Consider the following 20,579-nt stretch of genomic DNA (forward strand, 5'->3'; position numbering starts at 1 on the left):
CCGTCTTTTAAAAGAAGGCAGGGAATAATTCTTTTCTGGAGCATGGAATGATCCTCAGTTCCTGATAAAATTTTTTAATAGCTGAATACCTTGCTTATGACTTTTTTCCGGATGAAACTGAACCCCGACGATAGAATCCTTTTGGATTATTGACGGGAAATCATATCCATAATTCGTGACAGCTACAATATCTTCTGGATCATTGCATATGACATGATATGAATGAACAAAGTAAAACCGGGATTCATCATCAATCTGGTTTAAGTAAGGCGATTGTTTTCGGATTGAAATGGTGTTCCATCCCATATGAGGGATATGACAACGTTCGTTATCCTGGAAACTAAATTTTTTTGTTTCCGCATCAAGATACCCCAAACCCTCAACGTTTCCCTCCTCGCTTCGTTGAGTAAATAACTGCATCCCAAGGCAGATACCCAGAATCGGGACCTGTTCTTTAACTACCTGCTTTTTTAAAATATCAATAATCTGAAGATCATGTAACCGTTTCATTCCTGCATCAAAGGAACCTACGCCGGGAATGATTATTTTTTCAGCATTTTCAATATCAGCAATTTCACGAGAAATTTTTACGCTTGCGCCCATCTGATCAATTTTTGCGTAAACTGATCTGACATTTCCTAACCCGTAATCAATGATGACAATCATGAAACCTTATGATAATCGATACAATGATGACTCATACATGGCGAGGTCCTAAGAATGTATAGAGCATCCGGATATAATTTAAATGGTGTGCATAATCAAAATTCTTCCGTAGCGGCGAATTTATGATCGCATCCAGCTCATCCTCATTCAACTCAAGTTTATTCATGATATACCGTCGGTCTTCTTTTTCCTGATCCGATGAATATATTGATTCCTTCATTTTTTGTACAGCTTCTTCTCTCGACATCTGTCCGGAACGAATGAGGGCAGAATAATCCGGAATTCTGGTGTCAATCCCGAATTTTTTGGGTAAATAATAAGCGAACGCCCATCGGGTAAAAATTGATTCAAAATGATGACCCCCATAGTATTGCCATCCAAGTTCCTTCTCAAGTACAGGCATGATTTCTGCATGTGCATAATGCATGTGATATAAGGGTAAAACTACGGTCATGCCGGATATACGGTATTTTATCAAATCGGATACCTTTCGGATTGGATATTTTTTCAAGGGAATTGTTCCCCATTTTTTCTGAATATCCAAAATAAATTTTGTATCGTTATGTAGTGACCATTCCGGTGGTATCGGCCCCTCAGTTCGGAATGACGACCCATTGAAAATATATTTAATATTATTCTTATATGCGTACTCATAGAGCACGGTGACGAATGCATGATCTGAAGGGATATCCACTGAAGGAACGGAAGCCTTTAAAAATGACTTTTGTAAATCTTTGAATTCCTCCCAGTCAACAACAAACGTGAAAAGATCGATATCGAGTTTTCTGCATGAATTTTTAATATTTTCTGCCGCAATTTTTGAATTCATATTATTATCATAATGGACAGCAAGAGGATTGAGCCCCCATTTTCTCATCAGGTACAGGCAGTAAGAGCTGTCCCTTCCACCGCTAACGCCGATAATTGAATCATATTCATTATTTTTTCCCCGGCTTTTGATTTTTTCAATTAATCTGGAAAAATTAACATTATTCGCTTCAGTAAGGGCATATTTTTTATCAACTTTTTCATATTTATGGCAGAGGCTGCAGATACCGTTCGAATCAAATGTAATGCCAGGGAAGCCGGAATCCTGAATACATTTTGAACAAATCTTTTGCATGTATTAAGTATCTTGGAGCGGACTAAAAATAATTTGTATGGATTATTCCTCCCCATATAATCAGGGTTTTTTACTATACGCGACATCATAATTTTCTTTATAGATAACATTTGAGCCGGGGATATTCTGGTTAACGTCGCCGCCCCGGATAAACCGGTCTTCGCCCGGCACGGGTTTGCCGGGGCCTCTTCACTTCTGTCAGATCCCCGCAATCATCTGAACAACCTGCTGTGCCATAACCGGATCCATGACCCTGACCAGCACCAGCCCGGCGATTGCCGCAAACAATGTCCAGAAGATTTTCCTTACCTGCTCATTCTTCCCGAAAGTCTCGAGGATCGTTCCGGTATCCGCTCTCATCCCCAGCCGGATGAACCGGGGCAGGAAGACAAAGAGCAGCAGGAAGAGTAAGGCAGCACCGATGACTGCGAGAGTGGGCTCTGTCCTCGCTGCAAGGAAAAGTCCCGACGGGACACTGAAGACGAGCGCCAACACGGTCGCAGACGTCACCTCACCGAACCAGAAGTAATGTTTCTTCTCCGAGCAGGTTGCCCGTTCTTCTTCATCCAGCACCGACAGGTCAAAGATGCCTGCCGTATGCATTATGCCGTACCAGACCGCATGCGTCTCATCCGGGTCTGCGACAATCCCAAGGAAGAGGATCGCAACCGGTACCGTGAGGAGAATGAGCGGCAGGTGCGCCAGGAGAAAAATAATGGCGAGCAGGACCCCGGTCCCGCTGATGGCGACCCGGGTCTGCTGCACATTTTCAAACATCGTCCCCGTCCGCGGCGATGGTGATCTCGAAGAGCGGGCTTGTGCAGCCACCATTGGCCGGGCTGAAGTCCCGCACCTTTCCCATCCGGCTGATCTTCCTTCTCGCGGTGCGGATACGGACGGTGTGGATGCCCGGTGCCCGGGGGTAGACACGGCGGCCATCGGTATCCCGCATCTCCCGGTAGGGTGGGATGTCAAACCAGTCCGGCCAGAAGCGGACCCCCCGGGGGATATCGGTTCCTCTCATGAGATCCTGGAGGCGTATTGGCGCCATGTTGTCGTAGATTACGTCGATAATAAGGTTCTCATCGCCCGCCTCCGGGTGGAGCTCCATCTCGTAGAAGAGCGGGTTTCTCCGGACTTCGTCAAGGGTGAGCGGCGTATCGAGTGTCAGCGGTTCAAGACCGCTCCAGGTTCCCCGGTAGAGGCCGGTCACTGTGGCGACAGGCATTGGTTCAGCTTCCATGATGCATCTCCTTGTAATGTTCGTGTTCCGTGCGGAGTTTTTTGAACTCCTCGACAATCTCATCATACCTGCCGATCCGCTGGTAGATGACAAACAGCAGGGGATAGACCGGGAGCACTGCTCCCAGGATGACCCCCAGAATTTCCGTTTCCATAAGTAAACCTCCTTTGAAAAATTGCGGCGACGGGAGGAGGAGACGATCTTCTCTCCCCTTCTCCCCGTGCCAGCCCGGCGGGCCGTAAGTGAACAGGTTTGTCCGTCTTTGCCGGCCGGGGTTTATAGCCCGGGAGAGCCTGATGGATTTACCAAAGTGAGGACCCGTGATCCTCCAGGTAAAACCTGCATGCCCTCCCTCCGGCCATTCCCCGTTGGTTACCCGGTTCACCCGGTACCCGCGTCCTTCTCCCGTCTCACCGTATGGTTCATTCCTCAGGCAAGCGCCGGCACCGTGTCGGCCCAGGTCTCGACCTTCGTCCGGATGCTGTCATCCGAGTAGGACGTGAGGCTCACGCTGTCCCGGGCGAACGTGACCATGTATAGTTCCCCGTTGGGGTCCCGGCACCGGAGGGTGGCGGAGTACGTCTCGCTGTCGGTGTCCCGGTACGGGGTACCCCCGTGCGCTGTTGTGAGGGCTGCATTCGAAAGGATTGCGGTTGCGCCGGCATTGAAGCCTGCGATGGAGTTGTACCGGCCGGAATCATTGCCGACCGTGTTGGCCTCGTTGTCCTGGTACACGACTTTTGCAACGTAGTGTTCTTTTGTCTTCTCCACGCCCGGGTGGTTCACGCCCACGGTCGTGTAGTCCACGCAGCCAAACGGATTGTCTGTCAGGACTGACTGTACGAGCGTGTTGAATGCAGCGACATCCACAATCGGGTTTGCCAGCTGGCGGGTTGCAGTCTTTACGATTGTTTTTTGTACGAAATCTGCCATGTTTTTTTTATCTCCTTCTTTTTGGTTTTTTTGAAAGGTTTTGGATCCGCTCCGCGGATCCGTCTGGTTTTTCCGGGAATGCCTGCGCAGACAATCCCGAAGGAGGAGTTTTCTCTCCTTCGTCGCCGTGGCCCTTTGACATATCACTATTGGATGCAGGGAGAGATGGGTCTGGCTGAATAAATTTTCAGACGGCAAAACGGGGGATTTTGCTTGAGTTTTAAGCGAATCCGGGTCAGTATATTTGCCGGATGATTTCGCAAAAATGGGAATGGGAAATCTTTGTCTGCCGCCTTATCGTAACACCGGCGATTTCTAAAAAAAAAGATCTTTTATTGCCTGTTTATTTCGGGTTTTAGTGTGTGCCCCCCCTGAACCATGATCGCCCTTCGTTTTCGCCTCCCAAATACTGCTAATTATTGCCTCTGTTTCTCCGACGTAAAAACACAGGATTTGAAATAATTATTACCGCATTTTCCCGAATTATTACCTCAGAACCGGAAGAAAAGGGGAAATCGGGGCAATTTACGGGCGTATTTTGGAGGTACTCGCGTGATGTCTGAAAAAGGGGTTTGTTCCAACAAAAGCATTTTTTATATCCAGCCATTCTGGTTGTAAAAGGTGACCCCTCCTGAACCATGATCCCTTCCGGTTTCCGCCTTCCAAATGCTGCTAATTATTACCTCTTCTCTCCGACGTAAAAACATTTGATTTTATCGAATTATTACCGCATTTTCCCGAATTATTACCTCAGAACCGAAAGAAAATGGGAAATCGGGGCAATTTACGGGCGTATTTTGGAGGTACTCCAAAAACAAGGATCCTACCCCCCGGAGGGATGGTCCCTCCTCCGGGGGAACTTTTAGATTTGCATCCAAAGGAAGATCCCGTCCCTGCCCGGTGAAAAAAAGTGATCGTTTCCTGCACCACAGCAGCCTACACGCTTGCAGCGTTTTTCCCTGCAAGCGGCTGACCATCACGCCCCAGCTCGATCAGACATTCCGCAATAAGACGGAAGAACCGCCACGTGCCATGCCGTGAGCGGAGCCAGAGTTCGCGAGAGATGGATTCGTGCTTCGTGATCCGGCGGAGCCGATCCAAGGAGTCTTTGAATTCCCCTGCCAGTTCTGCTACCGGCGCATGGATATGTGCACAATACGAGACACGTACAAATACTACCGGCAGGACAGAGACGATCGCAAAATCATACAGTTTTTCCGGACCTCGCCCGGCAACCTGGATGGCACCCCGCTGGCGTGCAATAGGGATTGCTTCAGCCAGTGCCCGGTGCGATGGCGGTCCCCGGCTCATGCCGTTCTCCGTAAATCCGGCTCACCGGTACTGAGCCGGTGTTCCGTAATGGGATCCCCGGAATTTGCAGGTCTCGCAACCCGTACCGGTGCAAGCTCTTTTGGCAGGGATTTTGTCCGGACTGATATGTTGTAATGATGCCAGTGTGTTCGTTTTACGCTGATGCGATACACAGAATCACCGATCCGGCAGATCTGCCGGGTGATCACATGGGGCAGGAGATAGAGCGGGATCTCTCCTTCAGTTACGGATTTGCTCTTTGGCATCCTGTACCTGCCTCCTCCTCCCGGGCGTTTTGCCACCGGTTCTCCTGATTGCTATCATCTTCTTCGTCCGGTTTTACGGTTTTTTTCCTGCGGGACAGACTGATGCCCGTTCCGAGAATCTCCGTCTTCCGGAGTACATCCTGGTCAGGATTATATGGCCGTTCTCCTTCGATAACCAGGACGGTATCCTGCCGGATACCGCCGATTCTGTGAGGTTTTTTGTGTGTGGATTGTATGCTACCAACTCCGTTTTGCCAACCCGGGCACGGGAAAATTTCATGAAGAATGTGCAATTTTCCAATACCCGCGGATGGACATAGGTTCAGCCAGGTTCGTCTCCTGAGTGAACCTTACTTTTTTTCGGGACAACCCCCGGCTGTCCACGATTTGGCGTTTCAAAATGGGAGATATAACGGTTCTAACGCAATCCTCTACAGAACAGGGTTAAAACAGGACAGGGGCAGGTGATTTGTTCTATTTTCGTAAATATGTGGCAAATCAATGACTGGCATTCCGGAAAATTAACGGATTCCGCTCAAAAAAATTCCCGTCCAGATCCCTGCAAGAACGAGCGCGATCAAAAGGGTTCCTGCAGTTTTCTTTGCGGCAAAAAAGCCCTCAAGACCGCCGGTCAGGCTCAATGATGCAACGTAAATAACCGAATAGATCAGGTAATCAATACCGGGAGGGGTGTTACCGGAGACGATCCTTGAAACACCCGTTGTCAGGAGGAACGGCACTACTCCGATAAGTATTGCGCCGGTTTCGTTACGTGAAAACCATCCGTACACTATAGGGGCAATGATCGTGAGAAGGAGTGCAATAATCGATACAATACCCCATGCACCGGTGCCAGCGGTCAACCCCGGGCTACCGGATACGAATACCGGGATCAGCCAGAGAACGACGATCGCAGCGGACAGCAATAAGACTGAAAAAAAATTGGAGGGTTTTTGAGGGTTTGAGATCTCTGGAGACATGACTGGAATTCCCGCGCTGCTTTTTTTTAAGGGATTGATGTATTGGATTGGTTCGGTATCTCAGCAGTATTCCTGGTTTCATGAATACATCCCGAAATAGTACAGGTCACATCCTGTTCTGCGGTGACATTTGTTTCATAAAACATGCTGAAGGTCCCTGCCGGGATGAAATGGATGTTTGAGACAGATCTCCCGTGTGTTCCCGGTAAAAATAAAAGTGCGATTATCAGGATGACGATGATTACGCCAATCGTCCCGAGTGCCCAATACCATTTCTTCATTTTGTTCAATTCTCCCTAAGGTTACTGCCAGATTTGGATATTCTTAAACATACACGAACCGGATGAGGTGTGAAAAAATCACCGGGATTTGGTCCATTGTTCAACTGAGGGAAGAATCAGGATTGTGATGATTATAACGACAGCAGCAATCATTCCCAGAAGAAACTGCAGGGTCATGAATGCGTACAATACAACAGCGATACAAATAATAATAAAAAGGATCCGGTATGTTTTCTCCATATTTCCTCGGGATCTTCACCAGGCATTTCCGGTTATGTTCACTTTGCCAAGCCACAGAAGGATCAAAATAAATCCTGTCGTAAACAGTGCAACAAAAGCAGCCCTGTCTTTCGCTTTTTCATGGAATGTGAGAATACCATAGAATGTAACTATGCAGAAGGCACCGGCAAGAAGGAGAATAGAACTGGGGATATGGAAAACCGCCGGGATCCAGAAGAACACTACCGGTAAGACTGATGCGTAAATTACCGATTTCATTGTTCTTTCAAAACCCTTGTGTTCACCGGTAAATAAGACAAAAAAGTGCTCGATAAGACTGATAATAAGCATAAAGAATAGCCCATTAACGACAAACAGGAACAGTATCGTCAGGATCATGACTGGTATTCCTGCCGGGTTCAGGGAATCTCCCTTGCCGGTGACGATCTCCCCGATGACCATTGAAAAAAACATCAGGATCGATCCGACAACAGCCACAACGATAAAAAAAAGAACATCGTCTTTTATCGGCCGGTCCCTGATTTCTTCCAGATATCCGGAAGGACTGATGATTATTTCCCTGATTTTTCTTAATGTGACCACGTAATTCTCTCCTGAAAAAAATTATTATGGGATTCCAAAACAACCAAAGCCGGTTGCAACCCAATCCGAGGTTACGGAATTTCCATTTGTGGATCCGTATATGTTACAACTTATCCACGCATTTACCGAATGTTTCGGCGGCATGGCCGTGTATACAGACCAGATTACGGATGAATCGATGTATCCCGTGATACCGGTAATACGGGTTGAATGAGTGAACTGGCACTGATCAAACCCGAGAGCCTGGTAGGTGTTGGAATTATCATTGATGGCAAGGATCTGGTTACCGTAATCATAGATAAACGTCCCATCGGTATAAAGGGACGCTCTGGAGATCCCGAGATAAACCCAGCTATCCGTCCTGGTGATATGGGTTGAATAAACTGCAGCGGTGCTGAATTCGGATGACCCAATATCTGCCAGAGAGATCCTGCTGAGCTCATAGTGCGTGGTGTGAATTGATCTGTTATTCTGATCAAGCGGGATTTCCCGTGAGTACACATCCGCAGACTGGTCCACTTTTAAACCAATACCGGTGGGTGTCACTATCGTTACGGATACCATTTCCCCTTTTTGCAGAATGGTGTAGAAATTCCCATCGTTACCGGAATAAAGAACGACTTTTTCATTCATTCCTCTCAGGTAACCGATAACATTCCTGACATCCGTCTGTTTTCCGGACTTTCCCAAGAGTACGTCAACTTCATTTTTTGAAGAAGCATACGTCAGCCATTTTACACCTTGAGAAGCAGCAGGTTTCGCCATACCCAGATATGCAAACATGTCCTTATCCGGTGACTGGCTCGCTTGTAATGTTTTCATATCTGATGGTAGTATGGGGATCTGACTTCCCGCACTCACTAGCGGTACCATCGCAATCGCTGCCAGCAGCAGTGCCAGCAGCACGACGCCGATTTTCATGTGTTTCATGTTTTTCCTCCCATTCAAATACTTCGCCCGGAAGGTATGATCCAGTTTTTTGTGTGTGCAAACGAATCAGGTTCATTCCCGCGGGCGGGACCGGGTTCAACAAAGTTCGTCGCTTGCCAAACCCATCCTTTCTTTTTGGGACAACCCCCGGCTGTCCACGGTCAGGCGTTTTTAAAATGGGAGATATAACGGTTCTAACGCAGCCATCTACTGGACGGGATGATCGGAAGGGAGAATGAAATCAATCCGTTCCGTGGTGAACAAAACTCTTTGTTTTTAAAAATACGATTGCATTTCCCTCCAGTGACTGCGTTCAGACCGGGGTGGTGATCCGTTCAATACCCTCCGGATCAAAAAACGGCTTCATGAGTGTTTTCAGGTACGGTATCTGTTGGCTGAGGTTCCCTGACTTCACGGTACCGTAATACAGAATAAAAAAATCAGGATTTTTACTCTCCGGGTATTGTATTGTCGTGAAATATCCTGACGTGGCAGGATTCTCAAAACCGGTTGCGTTTACGGTAGCGGTCCGGTGCCGGGGATCTCCTGAATTACCCGGCTCATCATAATCAAAGGTAAAATTTGTTATTGACAAGTTGCCATAACGCTCCAGATAAAAGGAATTAAGAACGCCCTTTCTGTCAAGAAAGGTTTCCCGGTCGGTAAAATACCATACAATTGTCAGGTACAGGTCATTCGAACCTTCCCGCGTATGGAATACAGAACTCGTATACGGGGAAAGGTCCGGGAAGATGGGAGGTTTGCCGTTCATCACGCTGCCGGTCTTCCGGAACACGATCCTGTGGATCCCGTCATCAGAAATACTATCGCCCGTATGCAGGTAACTCTGTGTTCGTATTTCGACCGGGACCGGGCCGCCGATAGGATGAAAAACCATCGGGAAGATGACGAACATGATACCGGCAAGGCAGCAGCAAAAAACTGCTGCAAGGATTATCTGTTTTTTTTGTTGAGGGGTCATAAAAAAAAGTTATGGTCTTACCCACGTTGTCATGATGTTATCCCAGCTTCCATCCTGCAACAGATGGTAATTTGTATCGTCCCATGTGTCATGTATGGTCACGAAGTTATTGATACTTGTTACATACCCGACAACAGCAACACTGTGGTCACCGTAGGCCGTTGACCCGCCTACAGGTATTCCTCCGTTATGCATATTCAGTACGAACGGCCTGCTCGCACCGACTTCACTGACAAAACCGCTCCAGCCCGGGAGATAATCATTGGATGCCGGAGACTCAAGGGTATAGGTATAAAATACTGTATTAATCCCGTCATCAATATCCCACGGCCATGTCGTCCCGGTCCATGGCCAATCAGACGTCCCCATGGCGCTTGCGAGTTGCGTGAATAAGGTTGCCTTGTCAGAGGGCAGTGCAGGATAGCCATGGGTCGACCAGTAACTGACTACCATTGCCGATGCCATGGGAGAACAGCCGTCATAGACTCCACTCACCTGTTTGAAAAGCGGGACACCATATATGTACCCGGAGGATCTCGTTGCCCGGATACTTTTGAGAAGGGAGGTGCGCTCTTTAGAATCCATGTCAGAAATAAGAAGCCTCTGTTTGTCCCATTGCGCCCGGATATCAGCTTTTTTCTTTGCCTGCATTTTCCCGGTTACTTTTACCACTGCTCCTTCCTGGTCTGTGACGTCACTCCTTGATTCTTTCACAACTTCATTGGTGTGTTCATCAACAAATACATCCGTTTCTTTAGTGCCGTCTTGGTCAATCACGGAATATTTCCGATAATACGACAGGCTTCCTAAATAAACGGGTTTTGAACCGATGATGGTAAGTCCCTTTTGCGAAGTATATTTCTCGACCGGTTCTTCATCTGCTGACTTTGCATCGTTGTAACCCGGCACTCTTCCTTTTGTGATCTCGAGGACCGGATAATTTCCGGTGGTTGCTGAAACCAGAATATACCCGTCATATTCCCCATTAACCATTACTTCGAAAACATACGCCGCTTCCTTGTCATTGAGATCATAGTATGTTTTCGCATGTTTCACCAGGGAGTCTTTCCATTCCGTAAAATCCGGGGAAGTGACTGACAGGTCTTTTGCATTCAGGAGTGCAATTGATTCTGCTTCTTTTACATCAACAATCGCAATTTCATCGTCCGGTTTTTGTGATGCACTCACCGTACCGAATTGATTGCTGTTCTCACTTCCGTCCGCCGCACTCACTATCGGTACCATCGCCATCGCTGCTATCAGCAACGTCAGCAATATGATTCCAATTTTCGGTTTTTTCATAGTTCATTACCTCTATCCATCTTTTGAGAAATCCCGGAGACATGATCCAGATTTTTTTAGTGTGCAAACGAATCAGGTTCATGCCAGCGGGCGGGAAGGGTCCAGCGAAGTTCGTCGCTTGCCAAATCCGTCCTTTCTTTTTGGGACAACCCCCGGCTGTCCACGTTTTGGGATTTTAAAAACGGGAGATATAACGGTTCTAACGCAGCCATCTACCGGATTCCTGATCGGTAGACAATCGCGTTAGAAACGTTAAGTGACGGGTTGTAAAATCTGTAGAAGAATAGATCCTGTCGCTTTCAGAATTTTTTTGCTGCTGGATGGACCATTTTACCATGATCGGAACAGAATACCTGGCGCTTGTTTCCTGTATCGGATTCCTGGCGTTCCTCTTCCCCGGCCCTCACCGGAAATATGCTGCGATCGGCGGATGGTTTTTCATTGTCCTGACTCTTTTTTCCCTGCTTCCGGAATATTTCCGTGAGAACAATTTCATGTATCCGGCCATTGCTGCACTGTCTGTCCCGTTTTTTGTTATCACATCCCGGGATCTCCTTTCAGGAAACGAATGTGCCATCAACCTTTCACGGGCAGCGGCCGTGGCGTTCCTGGTTTACGCTCCGTTCGGTTTTAACCAGATTCCTCTCTTTGCAGGGATAGGGAACTGGTTAATCTCGCTTGTTGTCAGTCATCTTCTCTGGATACTAGAGATTCTTCATTTTACCGCAGGACTAACGTGCATAGATCCGGTTTCTGCACAACTCGTAACCTCGGGAACCTGTGAAAACCTGTTGGAAAATGTCTTTACCCGCAATGGTTACAGTGTTGAAATCATTCTTGGATGTACCGGAATCCAGAGCATCGCAATCATGCTGGGGGTTGCTGCTGCGGTTCCCACCAGCCTTTGGCAGAAAGTAAGTGCATTTCTGATAATCGCGCCTACGATATACTTCCTTAATCTTCTCAGGAATGTTTTCGTGATTATTGCCTATACGGACCAGTGGTTCCCCTTCGGGGCGGATATTGCGGGTAACGGGTCACCGGGATACGAGAGCTTTTTCTGGGCCCATAATGTTATTGCAGAACTCCTGGCGCTGGCGTGCCTCGTGGTAATTGCGTACGGCCTCTTTTCTATCATCCCGAAACTGGGAATTTTTGCAGATGACCTTTACTGTCTGTACCGGGATGAGGTAAAGAAGGCATTATGGTGATGGAAAAAAAGTCCCGATAGTATTTAAAAAAAAAGAGAGAGGGTTAAAGGCAGACAGGAATATGTACCGTCCCGTTTGAGTCCACAGTCACGTAATTTGTTTTGGTAGTCGTGTCTGTTTCAAACCAGTTCCATACGGTCAGGCTTACCGTATAGGTCCCCGGCGAATAGACATGGGACGGGTTTGCCTGTGTCGAGGTTCCACCGTCTCCAAAGTTCCAGGAATAACTCGTTACAGGAGGAATCCCGCTGGAATAATCCCAGAACTGCACCGTGTAGGCCCCCGGAGATGTGGAACAGAACTCCGCATTCAGGAAATATGCATACGGAGATGCAATTCCTGAGTCTTTTGCATTTTCGCATGACCCGGCTGCGCTTGCAACCGGTACAATCATTATCGCTGCCAGCAACAGAGCCAGCAGGATGATACCGGATTTTATGTGTTTCATGTTTTTTCCTCCATTTTTCGATACGCTCCGCTCGACAGTACGAGAAAATCTCCATAAGATTGTGTGATACTTATCTCATGCCTGCGGGCGGGATCGGGTTCACTCAGGTTCGTCTCAAGAGTGAACCCGTTCTTTCATTTTTTTGGGACAACCCCCGGCTGTCCACGGTCTGGCGTTTCAAAAGGGGAGATATAACGGTTCTAACGCTGCCATCTACCGGATTCCTGATCGGTAGACGTACGCGTTAGAACCGTTAAGAGCCGGATATCAAAATTGCTCACCGGTAAACTATGAAAGTTACCGGAACCAGTATGGCAATCCTGGTCTGTGCCCTTGTGCTCATATCGGGAGTTTCTGCAGAGAATGTTGACAACAGTGCCGGTTATTCCGTGACCCCGGGCGGGAACCTGCACATGCCAGCGGCTATGTCACCCATGACCTCCGGTACGATAATCCAGGGAGAAACGGACTGGTACTCAACCGTGGTGTCTTCGGGAACGGTATCCCTGACCACGGATCTGAACTGGGGATATGTACCGGATTCACTTACCCTCACTATCATCGCACCCGATGCTACCCTTGGCCCTTACTATGATATTTCGGATGGGACTTTGAACGGGAGGATCACGCTGATGGTGTCACAAAACGGAGGTATTACCCCGGGGACCTGGGTATTCAGAGTCTATGGGGACAAAGTGCTGGGAACACAGAGTTATAATTTTGTTACGTATTAAAACAAAATCATAAATCTGATATCCTGTCAGGAGAATTATTTATCAATGGGAATTTCTATGGTGAGGGCAGGCGCCCTCTTCATTTCCATTTTTCTGGCGATGACCCCGATCGCTGCTGCAGGGATGGGCAGTTATAGCGTTGCGCCAATCTCTCCTGAGGCAGTAACCGGGTTGTCTCATGATCCCGTTCCGGTATCATTCTGGGATCTCACGGTTCGGGAGATACTCATCGCCGTAGCCCTGTCTTTCTGTCCGGTGCTCGTGTTCCCGGTAGAGATCTTCTTCTTCCTCAAGCTGCTCTCGTTCTTCGGGTACCGGAGAGCAGAAAAAAATGCGGTCCTGTATAACCAGAACCGGCAGAAGATCTACCAGACCATAACGGAAAATCCGGGCCTGAAGTTCAATGCCCTGGAGCGGCTGACCGGGATAAAAGAAGGGACCCTGAAATACCACCTCCTGATCCTCAGCATGAAGAGAAGGATCGTCACGTTTGGCAGTGGCGGGTCCATGCGGTACTTTGAGAATAATGGCCGGTACAACGAGCTAGAAAAGAAGGTGTTTCTGCACCTGCAGAACCCGACAACCCGGAGGATCCTCGAAATTCTTGCCTCTTCCCCGGAAGTCTCAAGGAAGGAGATCGCAGAGACTGTGGGCATTGCGGGTCCGTCGATCTCCTGGCATACGAAGCGGTTGTCCGGTGATGGAATTATCACCACACGGAGGAATGGGAGAGCGGTCCGGTATACGCTCTGCCCTGCCGGGGCGAATATTTTCAAACGGTATTTCGGGCAGGATGGCGCGGTGGCGACCGGCAGTACGGTGAGTGGAGAGGAACCGGGGAAGTGAGATTGGGCAGACATTGTCTGCTGAATGTGTGTTCTTTCTGGCATGGGAGTTACAGATTGCCCAGACAGTGTCTGGGTAATCTGAAGTGCGGTCTCAAATCGATGATAAGCCCGCTTGTGAAAATAACCGGTGAGGATTAGATACTATGTACGAACCCTCGTGGCAGGACGTCGAGATCTTCGCGTATGCCGCCACCTTTAGCCAGTGCATCGCATGCCTTGTCCTAATTTATGTATTCGTTAACCGCAGTTGCGAAGCGATCTTCCTGAAGGGGGGTGACTGCGGGGTCGGGTATGGCTGGATCGGTCTTGCGGCGGGGATTTTTGTAATCGGGGTGTTTTCGGCGTGGAAGGTGTACCGGCTGTTGGGGGAGAGGGCACGGTCCACGCAAACTGTATGACCCGGTCTTAAAAAATCACTACGTTATTTCATGCAGGGAAATTATTGGGAAGAATTTTTATCAGCCGGGGTACTCCCGAAGCGAGTGGATACAATAGCACTTTTTTCCTGGCGTTGGGAATCAAAAGAAAATTGCATCATTTTTTATCAAATATTTCGGTGACTGGTGAGCATTTCCCCGGAAGGAATGAGTACCACGTAAGAACGAGGTTCTACAGCCGGGGTGCGGGCACTCGGTATTATTTTTGGGGTCCGGGGTTTGACGAATTGGGTTCACCAGGCACCGGAGTAAGTGTTGGTCGGGAAAGCGGATTAAATTTACTACGTATTTAATATGTATTTATTACGTAAATTCATCACGTATTTTTCCCCATTGTCACTAGATGTTTGACCTGGTAAGTTTTGTTGGCCGGGGGAAAGTCAGGAAACAAATACTCAAGGCTCTTATAAAGCCCAATTCTCCGACAGAACTTGCCAAACAACTGGATATCGATCGTTCAACGATCAGCCGGGTAATTCTTGAATTTACTGAAAAAGGACTTGTTGAGTGCCTGACGCCGGATGAGCGTATGGGCCGGTATTACAGGACGACAGATCTCGGGAAGAAGGTAGTTGCAATTATTGAGGGGAAGGGAGAGTAAATCCTTTCTAGGAGTTTGACGCTCAAAAGGGGCTCCGTCCCTTGCCGCGTGGGCTAAGCCCCGGAACAAATGCACAATTTGAGTTCGTTAATCCTTACTGAAATCCCGGGAATATATGGATGGATGAAATGGTTTTTGCAATTCTAAAACTCTCCAAAGCACCTATCCTCCATCAGCGATAAAATACCTCAAGCACCTGATTGGTGCTCTTGAAAGCGGCCATAAATTATGTCACTATTTTAGGACAGAAATACTGGCACGCTACACATGACAAATAATCAAGTATTTTTTACTATTGATTTAAAAAAGACACTCAATTGTTTCATTTTAATAGACCAGTCTAGGTTATCCGTTGCATACAGCCTCATTTTTTGAGAATAATCGGATTTTTGGTGGATTTTTGCAATAAAATCTATCATATCCTGAATGTTAATGTCACTTTCATCTGAAGGGACTCTGTATATAAATTCAAAATCGTCTGGAAAATCAGGGTCCATGTAGCCACTGACAAACGGGATCCCCCTTGAACAATATTCACGTGCTTTTAATATCGAAGCCTCCTTTAAACCGATCCTGTGGATGCCGAGACTCCCCACAGCAAAATGGCAGGAATCAAAAAGATCATCCAGTTTTTTCCCGGTAAGGAATCCGTGAAAAACCACGCTGCGCTGGAGATTGAGATGATCTACCATCTTTTGCAAATTCAGTATATCAGAACCTTCGCCGGCAATATGAAAAACGATGCGGGAATTTCCCTTATACGCTGCCATACCTTTCAACAATCTGTCAAGCCCGTGCCATTTGCTAACATTTGCAACGCAGAGAAGATGCAATTCAGTATCATCGAGTGCTTTGAATTTTTTAACCGGTACGGATTCAACATCAAAACCATTGCCGATGGTGATATGCGGTTTTTTCAAATTCCCCGTTCTGCTCAATTCATATGACGTAATCTCACTCGTGACCCCGACAATTGCATCAGATTGTTTAAGTAATATTTTTCCAAACAACAATTCTGATAGCAAAAATCCATATTGGTGTTCTAATAAGAATTCTTTATATTCTATGGTATTATGTTCAAATACGATTTTACATCGTCTAAATCTTTTAAGAATTGTTATTGGATAATAAAAAATGGGATAGGGATACCTCAAATAAAGAATATCGTCTTCATTTAAATCACTAATCTCCTGATCTATAAAATGCGCAAATTTTCGGCAATAGAGTATTTTTCTCAATAGATTCCATTCAGATTGCAAATTGATTTTGTTATAAGTTATCGAAATATCCTGTGTTCTGATCTTATCAATTAATGAATTACCGGACAATACTAGTTTAACATTAATATGTAATTTCAACAATGCGGAAATCTGGAAAAATATTTTTTTATAGATCCCACTGGTTTCCTTAAATATAATCTGGAAATATACAATTTTCAAAGTTATCCCTTGAGATATTTAGCGTCCTTTTTTAATATTTTATCGAAAAAAACGCATTCAAATCCTCAATAATCGAATCCAATCTCTGCCAGATACAGTAAAACTCCTCTTTCAGATAATATTAACAGTTTCTAACGAAAAGGGCTCTTTAATCAGAAGAAAAAGGATGAAAATGTTTTAGGAAGTGGTCTTGGTATACAAAAATTGGCTCTTCGTCATTTACTATGGTTGAAAAAGAAGGCTCATTGCTATTTTGAATGGGTAACGCATGTATTGGGCAGATTATTAAGATGGGGGCTGATGCCCCCATACCCCCGAAAACGATGAACACCGCCGCCCCCGACGGGGCGCCCCCGCGGCGGTTTTAATGAGTAAATGTTAAACCTCCTTGCCCCGCCGTGCCTAAAGAGAGGCCCTGAGGCGGGGACCCCTCACATTTATTTTTGGTACCGTATCTTACCCACACGAAATGTCGGAGAGCCCAAAAATTTTGGAGGTGGCAAGAATACACCATCAGTCCCGACAAATTCTCCGTAATCGGGATCGTTAGTGAAATCAATGGTACTTCCAATCATTAATCTTTTTGATTTATCGGCAAACGTGCCGTTATTTGACCATATGCGGCACATTCTGCCAATGTGGATCTTACACCCCTGTTTTTGGGACGCTAAAAATTTGTTAAGGATTGATACTCGACATTTTCAATGAAAATCTTGTACCACATTTCAAACATCAGAACACTCCACAGTTTTTGGGCATTAAAGAAATTCATTGAATAATTTTCCCCTGAGTGCTGAAACTTGCCCAGTAAATCCGTGATATAATTGGTATCATATAGGCTATGAGCCCTCTCATCGAGGAGAGATTCTAAAGTTCCTTTCAGTCTCCCTTTAAACCATCCGTCCATCGGAGCATTGTACCCATGCTTCTTTCGGTAGATGATTTTTTTTGGCAAGTAAGGTTCCATGGCTTTTTTCAACAGGTACTTACCGGTACCATGGTTAATTTTATACTGATCTGGTAATGAAAAACCAAAGTTAACAATGCGATAATCCAAAAAAGGGGCTCTTTCCTCTAAACCATGGGCCATCGTCATTTTATCCGCTTTCATACAGAAATCATGAGGCAGCCATGTTTTGAAACCATAATACTGGAGGGTATTTAAGCGTCCCATTTTCCGGGGTGGGAAAAATGCAGAAGCGTTTATTTCACCCGTGTCCATCTGTAATTTTTTAAATTCCTGGCTGTTAAAAAGAGAGTTTAAGATAAAATATTGTTGTTCAATCTGGTATGTTGAGAGAACATTGAGTATGCGATACCAGTTACTCTCAATGGGGATGATTTTTTTGACGTGGCTAATGGTTTGTTTGAGGAATTTAATCTGGGGATCGAAACGAGCTACCTGCATCATGATCCGTTGATTGTCATAACCTGCAAATACCTCATCTCCGCCTTCACCTGCTAAAATGACTGTTACGTATCTTTTTGCCTCTTCTGAAATCACAAGCGTTGGCAATGTTGCAGCATCGCCAATCGGTTCGTCAAGATGCCATACCATTTTTGGCAGCAGTGACAGATGATGGTCTTCCACCATGAATTCGTGATGATCCGTTCCAAATTGTTCGGAGATCATCTTAGCATAGGGTAATTCAGAATCATCAGCAGATTCAAATCCGACGGAGAATGTTTTGATATCATCGGATTTTTCACTCATCAAGGCGACAATACTTGCAGAATCAAGACCCCCGCTTAGGAATACTCCGAGCGGGACATCACTTATCAGTCGTGATTGGACGGAATCTGATAACAATTCCCGGAGCTCGTGAATTAAAAAATCCTCTGATTTATCCGTTTTTCTTTCAGAAATTTCCCAGTATTGTCTGGTCTCGACAGATCCATCTCTCAAGAGGAGAATGTGACCCGGGAGTAATTTTTTTATTCCCCTAAAAAGGGTATGATCACCCGGATTGTAGCGAAATGAAAAATATTCATGAAATGCTAAACGATCAACCTCTCGGGATATCGTACGATCTGCCAGGATTGCCTTGATCTCAGATGCAAAAACAAATTTCGTGCCATCGAAAAAATAATAGAGGGGTTTAATGCCAATACGGTCGCGTGCTAAAAACAGGACCTTTTTTATGCTATCATAAAGGGCAAATGCAAACATGCCATTAAACTGTTGAACACATTCAACTCCATACTCCTCGTAGGCATGGACAATTACTTCCGTATCCGAATGGGTAGAAAATACGTGACCTTTTCTTTCGAGGATTTCCCTGAGTTGTTGAAAATTATAAATTTCGCCATTAAAAACAACATGAATAGATTCATCTTCATTATGGATCGGTTGCCTGCCGGATTCAAGATCAATTATTTTGAGACGCTGATGCCCCAGTGAAACAAAATTATCAATGAATTGCCCTGATTCATCCGGACCTCGATGTTGAATAGTGCCCATCATCTTTTGTAGCAGATGACGATCACTCCAGTTAAATCCGACAATCCCGCACATAGTGAATTCAACACGATACTGGTTGGATCTTACCGATTCTTATAAAATATTCTGTTATCTCTATTGATTTGCCCAGTAATCTCTCTACGTTATTTGCGATATAAGTATTGTGAATGGAGAGAAAATCAGACAATTGAACCCGGTGAGAAGTACTCAATTGATGATGGATATTGTTATCTGGGGCACTCAATAATCGTTTGATACAACGTGAGTGTTTTTTTCACGGTATCTTCCCAGGAGTACCCCTTCACTATTTTTTCCCGCCCACATTGCCCCATGGCTTCTGCATTCAGAGGGCCTTCAAGAATCGTAATCATGGCATTGGCAAGCAATGATGCATTTTTTGAGGGAACCACTAACCCGGCACCCTCCACAATATCCAGGAGATGGGGGAGATCGGTTGTTATGACTGGGATTTTGCATGCCATGGCCTCGAGCAACGTCCTTGGTACTCCCTCCATGAGGCTTGGCAATACAAACACATCAGACTGGTTGTAAATCTGGGGAAGTTCTGTATTTTTAAGATAAGAAATTAGCGTGACAGATGCCTGGAGTCGAAGATTGTTGATCTTTGCTTCAACAACTGCCTTTTCCGGGCCATCTCCTACAAGAACCAGGTGTGCCTGAGGTATCTTTTCCTTCACACGGGAAAATGCTTCGATAAGATATTCCACTCCTTTTCCCGGGACATATCGCCCCACCCAAACGATCTGTTTTCGATCGCTTATTTTTCTGGAAGTGATTGGTGCAAAAAGAGTTGTATCCACACCGTTATGAATAACCGATATTTTTTTTGGATCTATGCCGAGTTTTTCCAGATTTTCTTTCTCAATTCCTGTATAACAGATAATGTGATCTGCAATTTTGAAGGTCGCTATGGAAAATGTGTTTTTATAAAGGGTATTCAGCCATGCCGGTGTACTTGCAGAGATAAGTCCGTGGTTGGTGATGATTAGGGGAGCGGAGTGTAACAATCGTGCGAATACACAGACATTCGTAGAAAAGAACAAGTGCGAATGAGCGTGGATGATGTCAAAGGTTTTTTTTCTTTTAAGTATTTCCACAATTAATTCCGGTGCAAAATAATTCCCGCAAATTGAAAAATATGAGGGAAATCTGACTATCTTATACCCATCAACAAATTCAGTTTTTGGAGATTTATTTTGATTTAGGGTAAAAACAGTGACATCCTGCCCCATCTTCGCTTGTCCAACCGACATCTGATGCGCATGGATTCCGATTCCCCCCACAACAGCGGGATACAAATCACTGACAACGCGAAGGATCTTCATAGCAAATCACAGATCGGGACATATTGAGCGGCAGGAATACTATTACATATTTTTACCATTGTATGAATTAATAGTATCATTTGTTGGCGAATAAACTAAGTGAGATTCTTTTTGCGGCCTCTCTTTTTTTCGGTATGGAATGCTGGTTATGTGCAAAAAGAGTACTTCTCGTCATGAGGTGTCAATATCCCCCCATTGGATTCTCTGGTGAACCA

General features: G+C 45.9%; 24 protein-coding genes. 5 read left to right on the forward strand and 19 right to left on the reverse strand.

The window, feature by feature from the left end; genetic code table 11:
- Positions 1-54: 54 nt before the first annotated feature.
- The 15 genes from hisH to WC593_03780 form a co-directional block, all read right to left on the reverse strand.
- The gene (hisH, locus tag WC593_03710) at positions 55-666 is read right to left on the reverse strand and encodes an imidazole glycerol phosphate synthase subunit HisH (protein ID MFA4824243.1); all 612 of its coding nucleotides are present in this window, start codon (positions 664-666) and stop codon (positions 55-57) included.
- Positions 667-697: 31 nt separating this feature from the next.
- A complete protein-coding gene (locus WC593_03715; protein MFA4824244.1) occupies positions 698-1,789 on the reverse strand; it encodes an N-acetyl sugar amidotransferase in 1,092 nt (363 codons plus the stop codon).
- A gap of 198 nt (positions 1,790-1,987) precedes the next feature.
- Positions 1,988-2,566, reverse strand: a complete 579-nt coding sequence (locus tag WC593_03720) for a hypothetical protein (GenBank protein ID MFA4824245.1) — start codon at positions 2,564-2,566, stop codon at positions 1,988-1,990.
- Complete coding sequence (locus WC593_03725; protein MFA4824246.1) at positions 2,559-3,032, reverse strand: hypothetical protein; 474 nt, start codon at positions 3,030-3,032, stop codon at positions 2,559-2,561. Before WC593_03725 ends, WC593_03720 begins: the two co-directional genes overlap by 8 nt.
- Positions 3,022-3,186, reverse strand: coding sequence for a hypothetical protein (locus tag WC593_03730; GenBank protein MFA4824247.1), 165 nt, complete (start codon positions 3,184-3,186; stop codon positions 3,022-3,024). Before WC593_03730 ends, WC593_03725 begins: the two co-directional genes overlap by 11 nt.
- A gap of 275 nt (positions 3,187-3,461) precedes the next feature.
- On the reverse strand, positions 3,462-3,965 hold the full coding sequence (locus WC593_03735) for a hypothetical protein (protein ID MFA4824248.1): 504 nt from the start codon (positions 3,963-3,965) through the stop codon (positions 3,462-3,464).
- Between the two features lie 936 nt (positions 3,966-4,901).
- On the reverse strand, positions 4,902-5,276 hold the full coding sequence (locus WC593_03740; GenBank protein MFA4824249.1) for a hypothetical protein: 375 nt from the start codon (positions 5,274-5,276) through the stop codon (positions 4,902-4,904).
- Positions 5,273-5,578, reverse strand: coding sequence for a hypothetical protein (locus tag WC593_03745; GenBank protein ID MFA4824250.1), 306 nt, complete (start codon positions 5,576-5,578; stop codon positions 5,273-5,275). The genes WC593_03740 and WC593_03745 overlap by 4 nt, the downstream gene beginning before the upstream one ends.
- 485 nt (positions 5,579-6,063) lie before the next feature.
- Positions 6,064-6,522: a hypothetical protein gene (locus WC593_03750; GenBank protein ID MFA4824251.1), complete on the reverse strand. Its 459-nt coding sequence runs from the start codon at positions 6,520-6,522 to the stop codon at positions 6,064-6,066.
- 26 nt (positions 6,523-6,548) lie between these two features.
- Positions 6,549-6,803 carry a hypothetical protein gene (locus WC593_03755; GenBank protein MFA4824252.1) on the reverse strand — a complete coding sequence of 85 codons (255 nt, stop codon included), beginning with the start codon at positions 6,801-6,803 and terminating at the stop codon, positions 6,549-6,551.
- Between the two features lie 255 nt (positions 6,804-7,058).
- Positions 7,059-7,625, reverse strand: a complete 567-nt coding sequence (locus tag WC593_03760; protein ID MFA4824253.1) for a YIP1 family protein — start codon at positions 7,623-7,625, stop codon at positions 7,059-7,061.
- Positions 7,626-7,649: 24 nt separating this feature from the next.
- On the reverse strand, positions 7,650-8,555 hold the full coding sequence (locus WC593_03765) for a hypothetical protein (GenBank protein MFA4824254.1): 906 nt from the start codon (positions 8,553-8,555) through the stop codon (positions 7,650-7,652).
- Positions 8,556-8,868: 313 nt separating this feature from the next.
- Positions 8,869-9,537, reverse strand: coding sequence for a hypothetical protein (locus tag WC593_03770; GenBank protein ID MFA4824255.1), 669 nt, complete (start codon positions 9,535-9,537; stop codon positions 8,869-8,871).
- A 9-nt stretch (positions 9,538-9,546) separates the two neighbouring features.
- On the reverse strand, positions 9,547-10,839 hold the full coding sequence (locus tag WC593_03775) for a C39 family peptidase (protein MFA4824256.1): 1,293 nt from the start codon (positions 10,837-10,839) through the stop codon (positions 9,547-9,549).
- 56 nt (positions 10,840-10,895) lie between these two features.
- A complete protein-coding gene (locus tag WC593_03780; protein MFA4824257.1) occupies positions 10,896-11,051 on the reverse strand; it encodes a hypothetical protein in 156 nt (51 codons plus the stop codon).
- Between the two features lie 123 nt (positions 11,052-11,174).
- On the opposite strand from WC593_03780, the gene artA reads away from it, so the two are divergent.
- A complete protein-coding gene (artA, locus tag WC593_03785) occupies positions 11,175-12,050 on the forward strand; it encodes an archaeosortase A (GenBank protein ID MFA4824258.1) in 876 nt (291 codons plus the stop codon).
- A gap of 43 nt (positions 12,051-12,093) precedes the next feature.
- Here the strand turns inward: artA and WC593_03790 are convergent, their stop codons facing one another.
- Positions 12,094-12,498 carry a PKD domain-containing protein gene (locus tag WC593_03790; GenBank protein MFA4824259.1) on the reverse strand — a complete coding sequence of 135 codons (405 nt, stop codon included), beginning with the start codon at positions 12,496-12,498 and terminating at the stop codon, positions 12,094-12,096.
- A 290-nt stretch (positions 12,499-12,788) separates the two neighbouring features.
- Here WC593_03790 and WC593_03795 point away from each other — a divergent pair, with 290 nt between their 5' ends.
- From WC593_03795 to WC593_03810, 4 genes are all read left to right on the forward strand, one after another.
- Complete coding sequence (locus WC593_03795) at positions 12,789-13,232, forward strand: peptidase domain-containing protein (GenBank protein MFA4824260.1); 444 nt, start codon at positions 12,789-12,791, stop codon at positions 13,230-13,232.
- 57 nt (positions 13,233-13,289) lie between these two features.
- Positions 13,290-14,078 (forward strand): winged helix-turn-helix transcriptional regulator, encoded by a 789-nt coding sequence (locus tag WC593_03800; protein ID MFA4824261.1) that lies wholly within the window; start codon positions 13,290-13,292, stop codon positions 14,076-14,078.
- 145 nt (positions 14,079-14,223) lie between these two features.
- Entirely contained in the window at positions 14,224-14,478 is a 255-nt protein-coding gene (locus WC593_03805) for a hypothetical protein (protein ID MFA4824262.1), read from the forward strand.
- 382 nt (positions 14,479-14,860) lie between these two features.
- Positions 14,861-15,118: a winged helix-turn-helix domain-containing protein gene (locus WC593_03810; protein MFA4824263.1), complete on the forward strand. Its 258-nt coding sequence runs from the start codon at positions 14,861-14,863 to the stop codon at positions 15,116-15,118.
- A 278-nt stretch (positions 15,119-15,396) separates the two neighbouring features.
- Here the strand turns inward: WC593_03810 and WC593_03815 are convergent, their stop codons facing one another.
- The 3 genes from WC593_03815 to WC593_03825 form a co-directional block, all read right to left on the reverse strand.
- On the reverse strand, positions 15,397-16,476 hold the full coding sequence (locus tag WC593_03815; protein ID MFA4824264.1) for a glycosyltransferase: 1,080 nt from the start codon (positions 16,474-16,476) through the stop codon (positions 15,397-15,399).
- A gap of 748 nt (positions 16,477-17,224) precedes the next feature.
- Positions 17,225-19,072 carry an asparagine synthase (glutamine-hydrolyzing) gene (asnB, locus tag WC593_03820; protein MFA4824265.1) on the reverse strand — a complete coding sequence of 616 codons (1,848 nt, stop codon included), beginning with the start codon at positions 19,070-19,072 and terminating at the stop codon, positions 17,225-17,227.
- 173 nt (positions 19,073-19,245) lie between these two features.
- On the reverse strand, positions 19,246-20,364 hold the full coding sequence (locus WC593_03825; protein MFA4824266.1) for a glycosyltransferase family 4 protein: 1,119 nt from the start codon (positions 20,362-20,364) through the stop codon (positions 19,246-19,248).
- Positions 20,365-20,579 lie beyond the last annotated feature (215 nt).

This window comes from Methanoregula sp. (assembly GCA_041645435.1).
Lineage (GTDB): Archaea > Halobacteriota > Methanomicrobia > Methanomicrobiales > Methanospirillaceae > Methanoregula.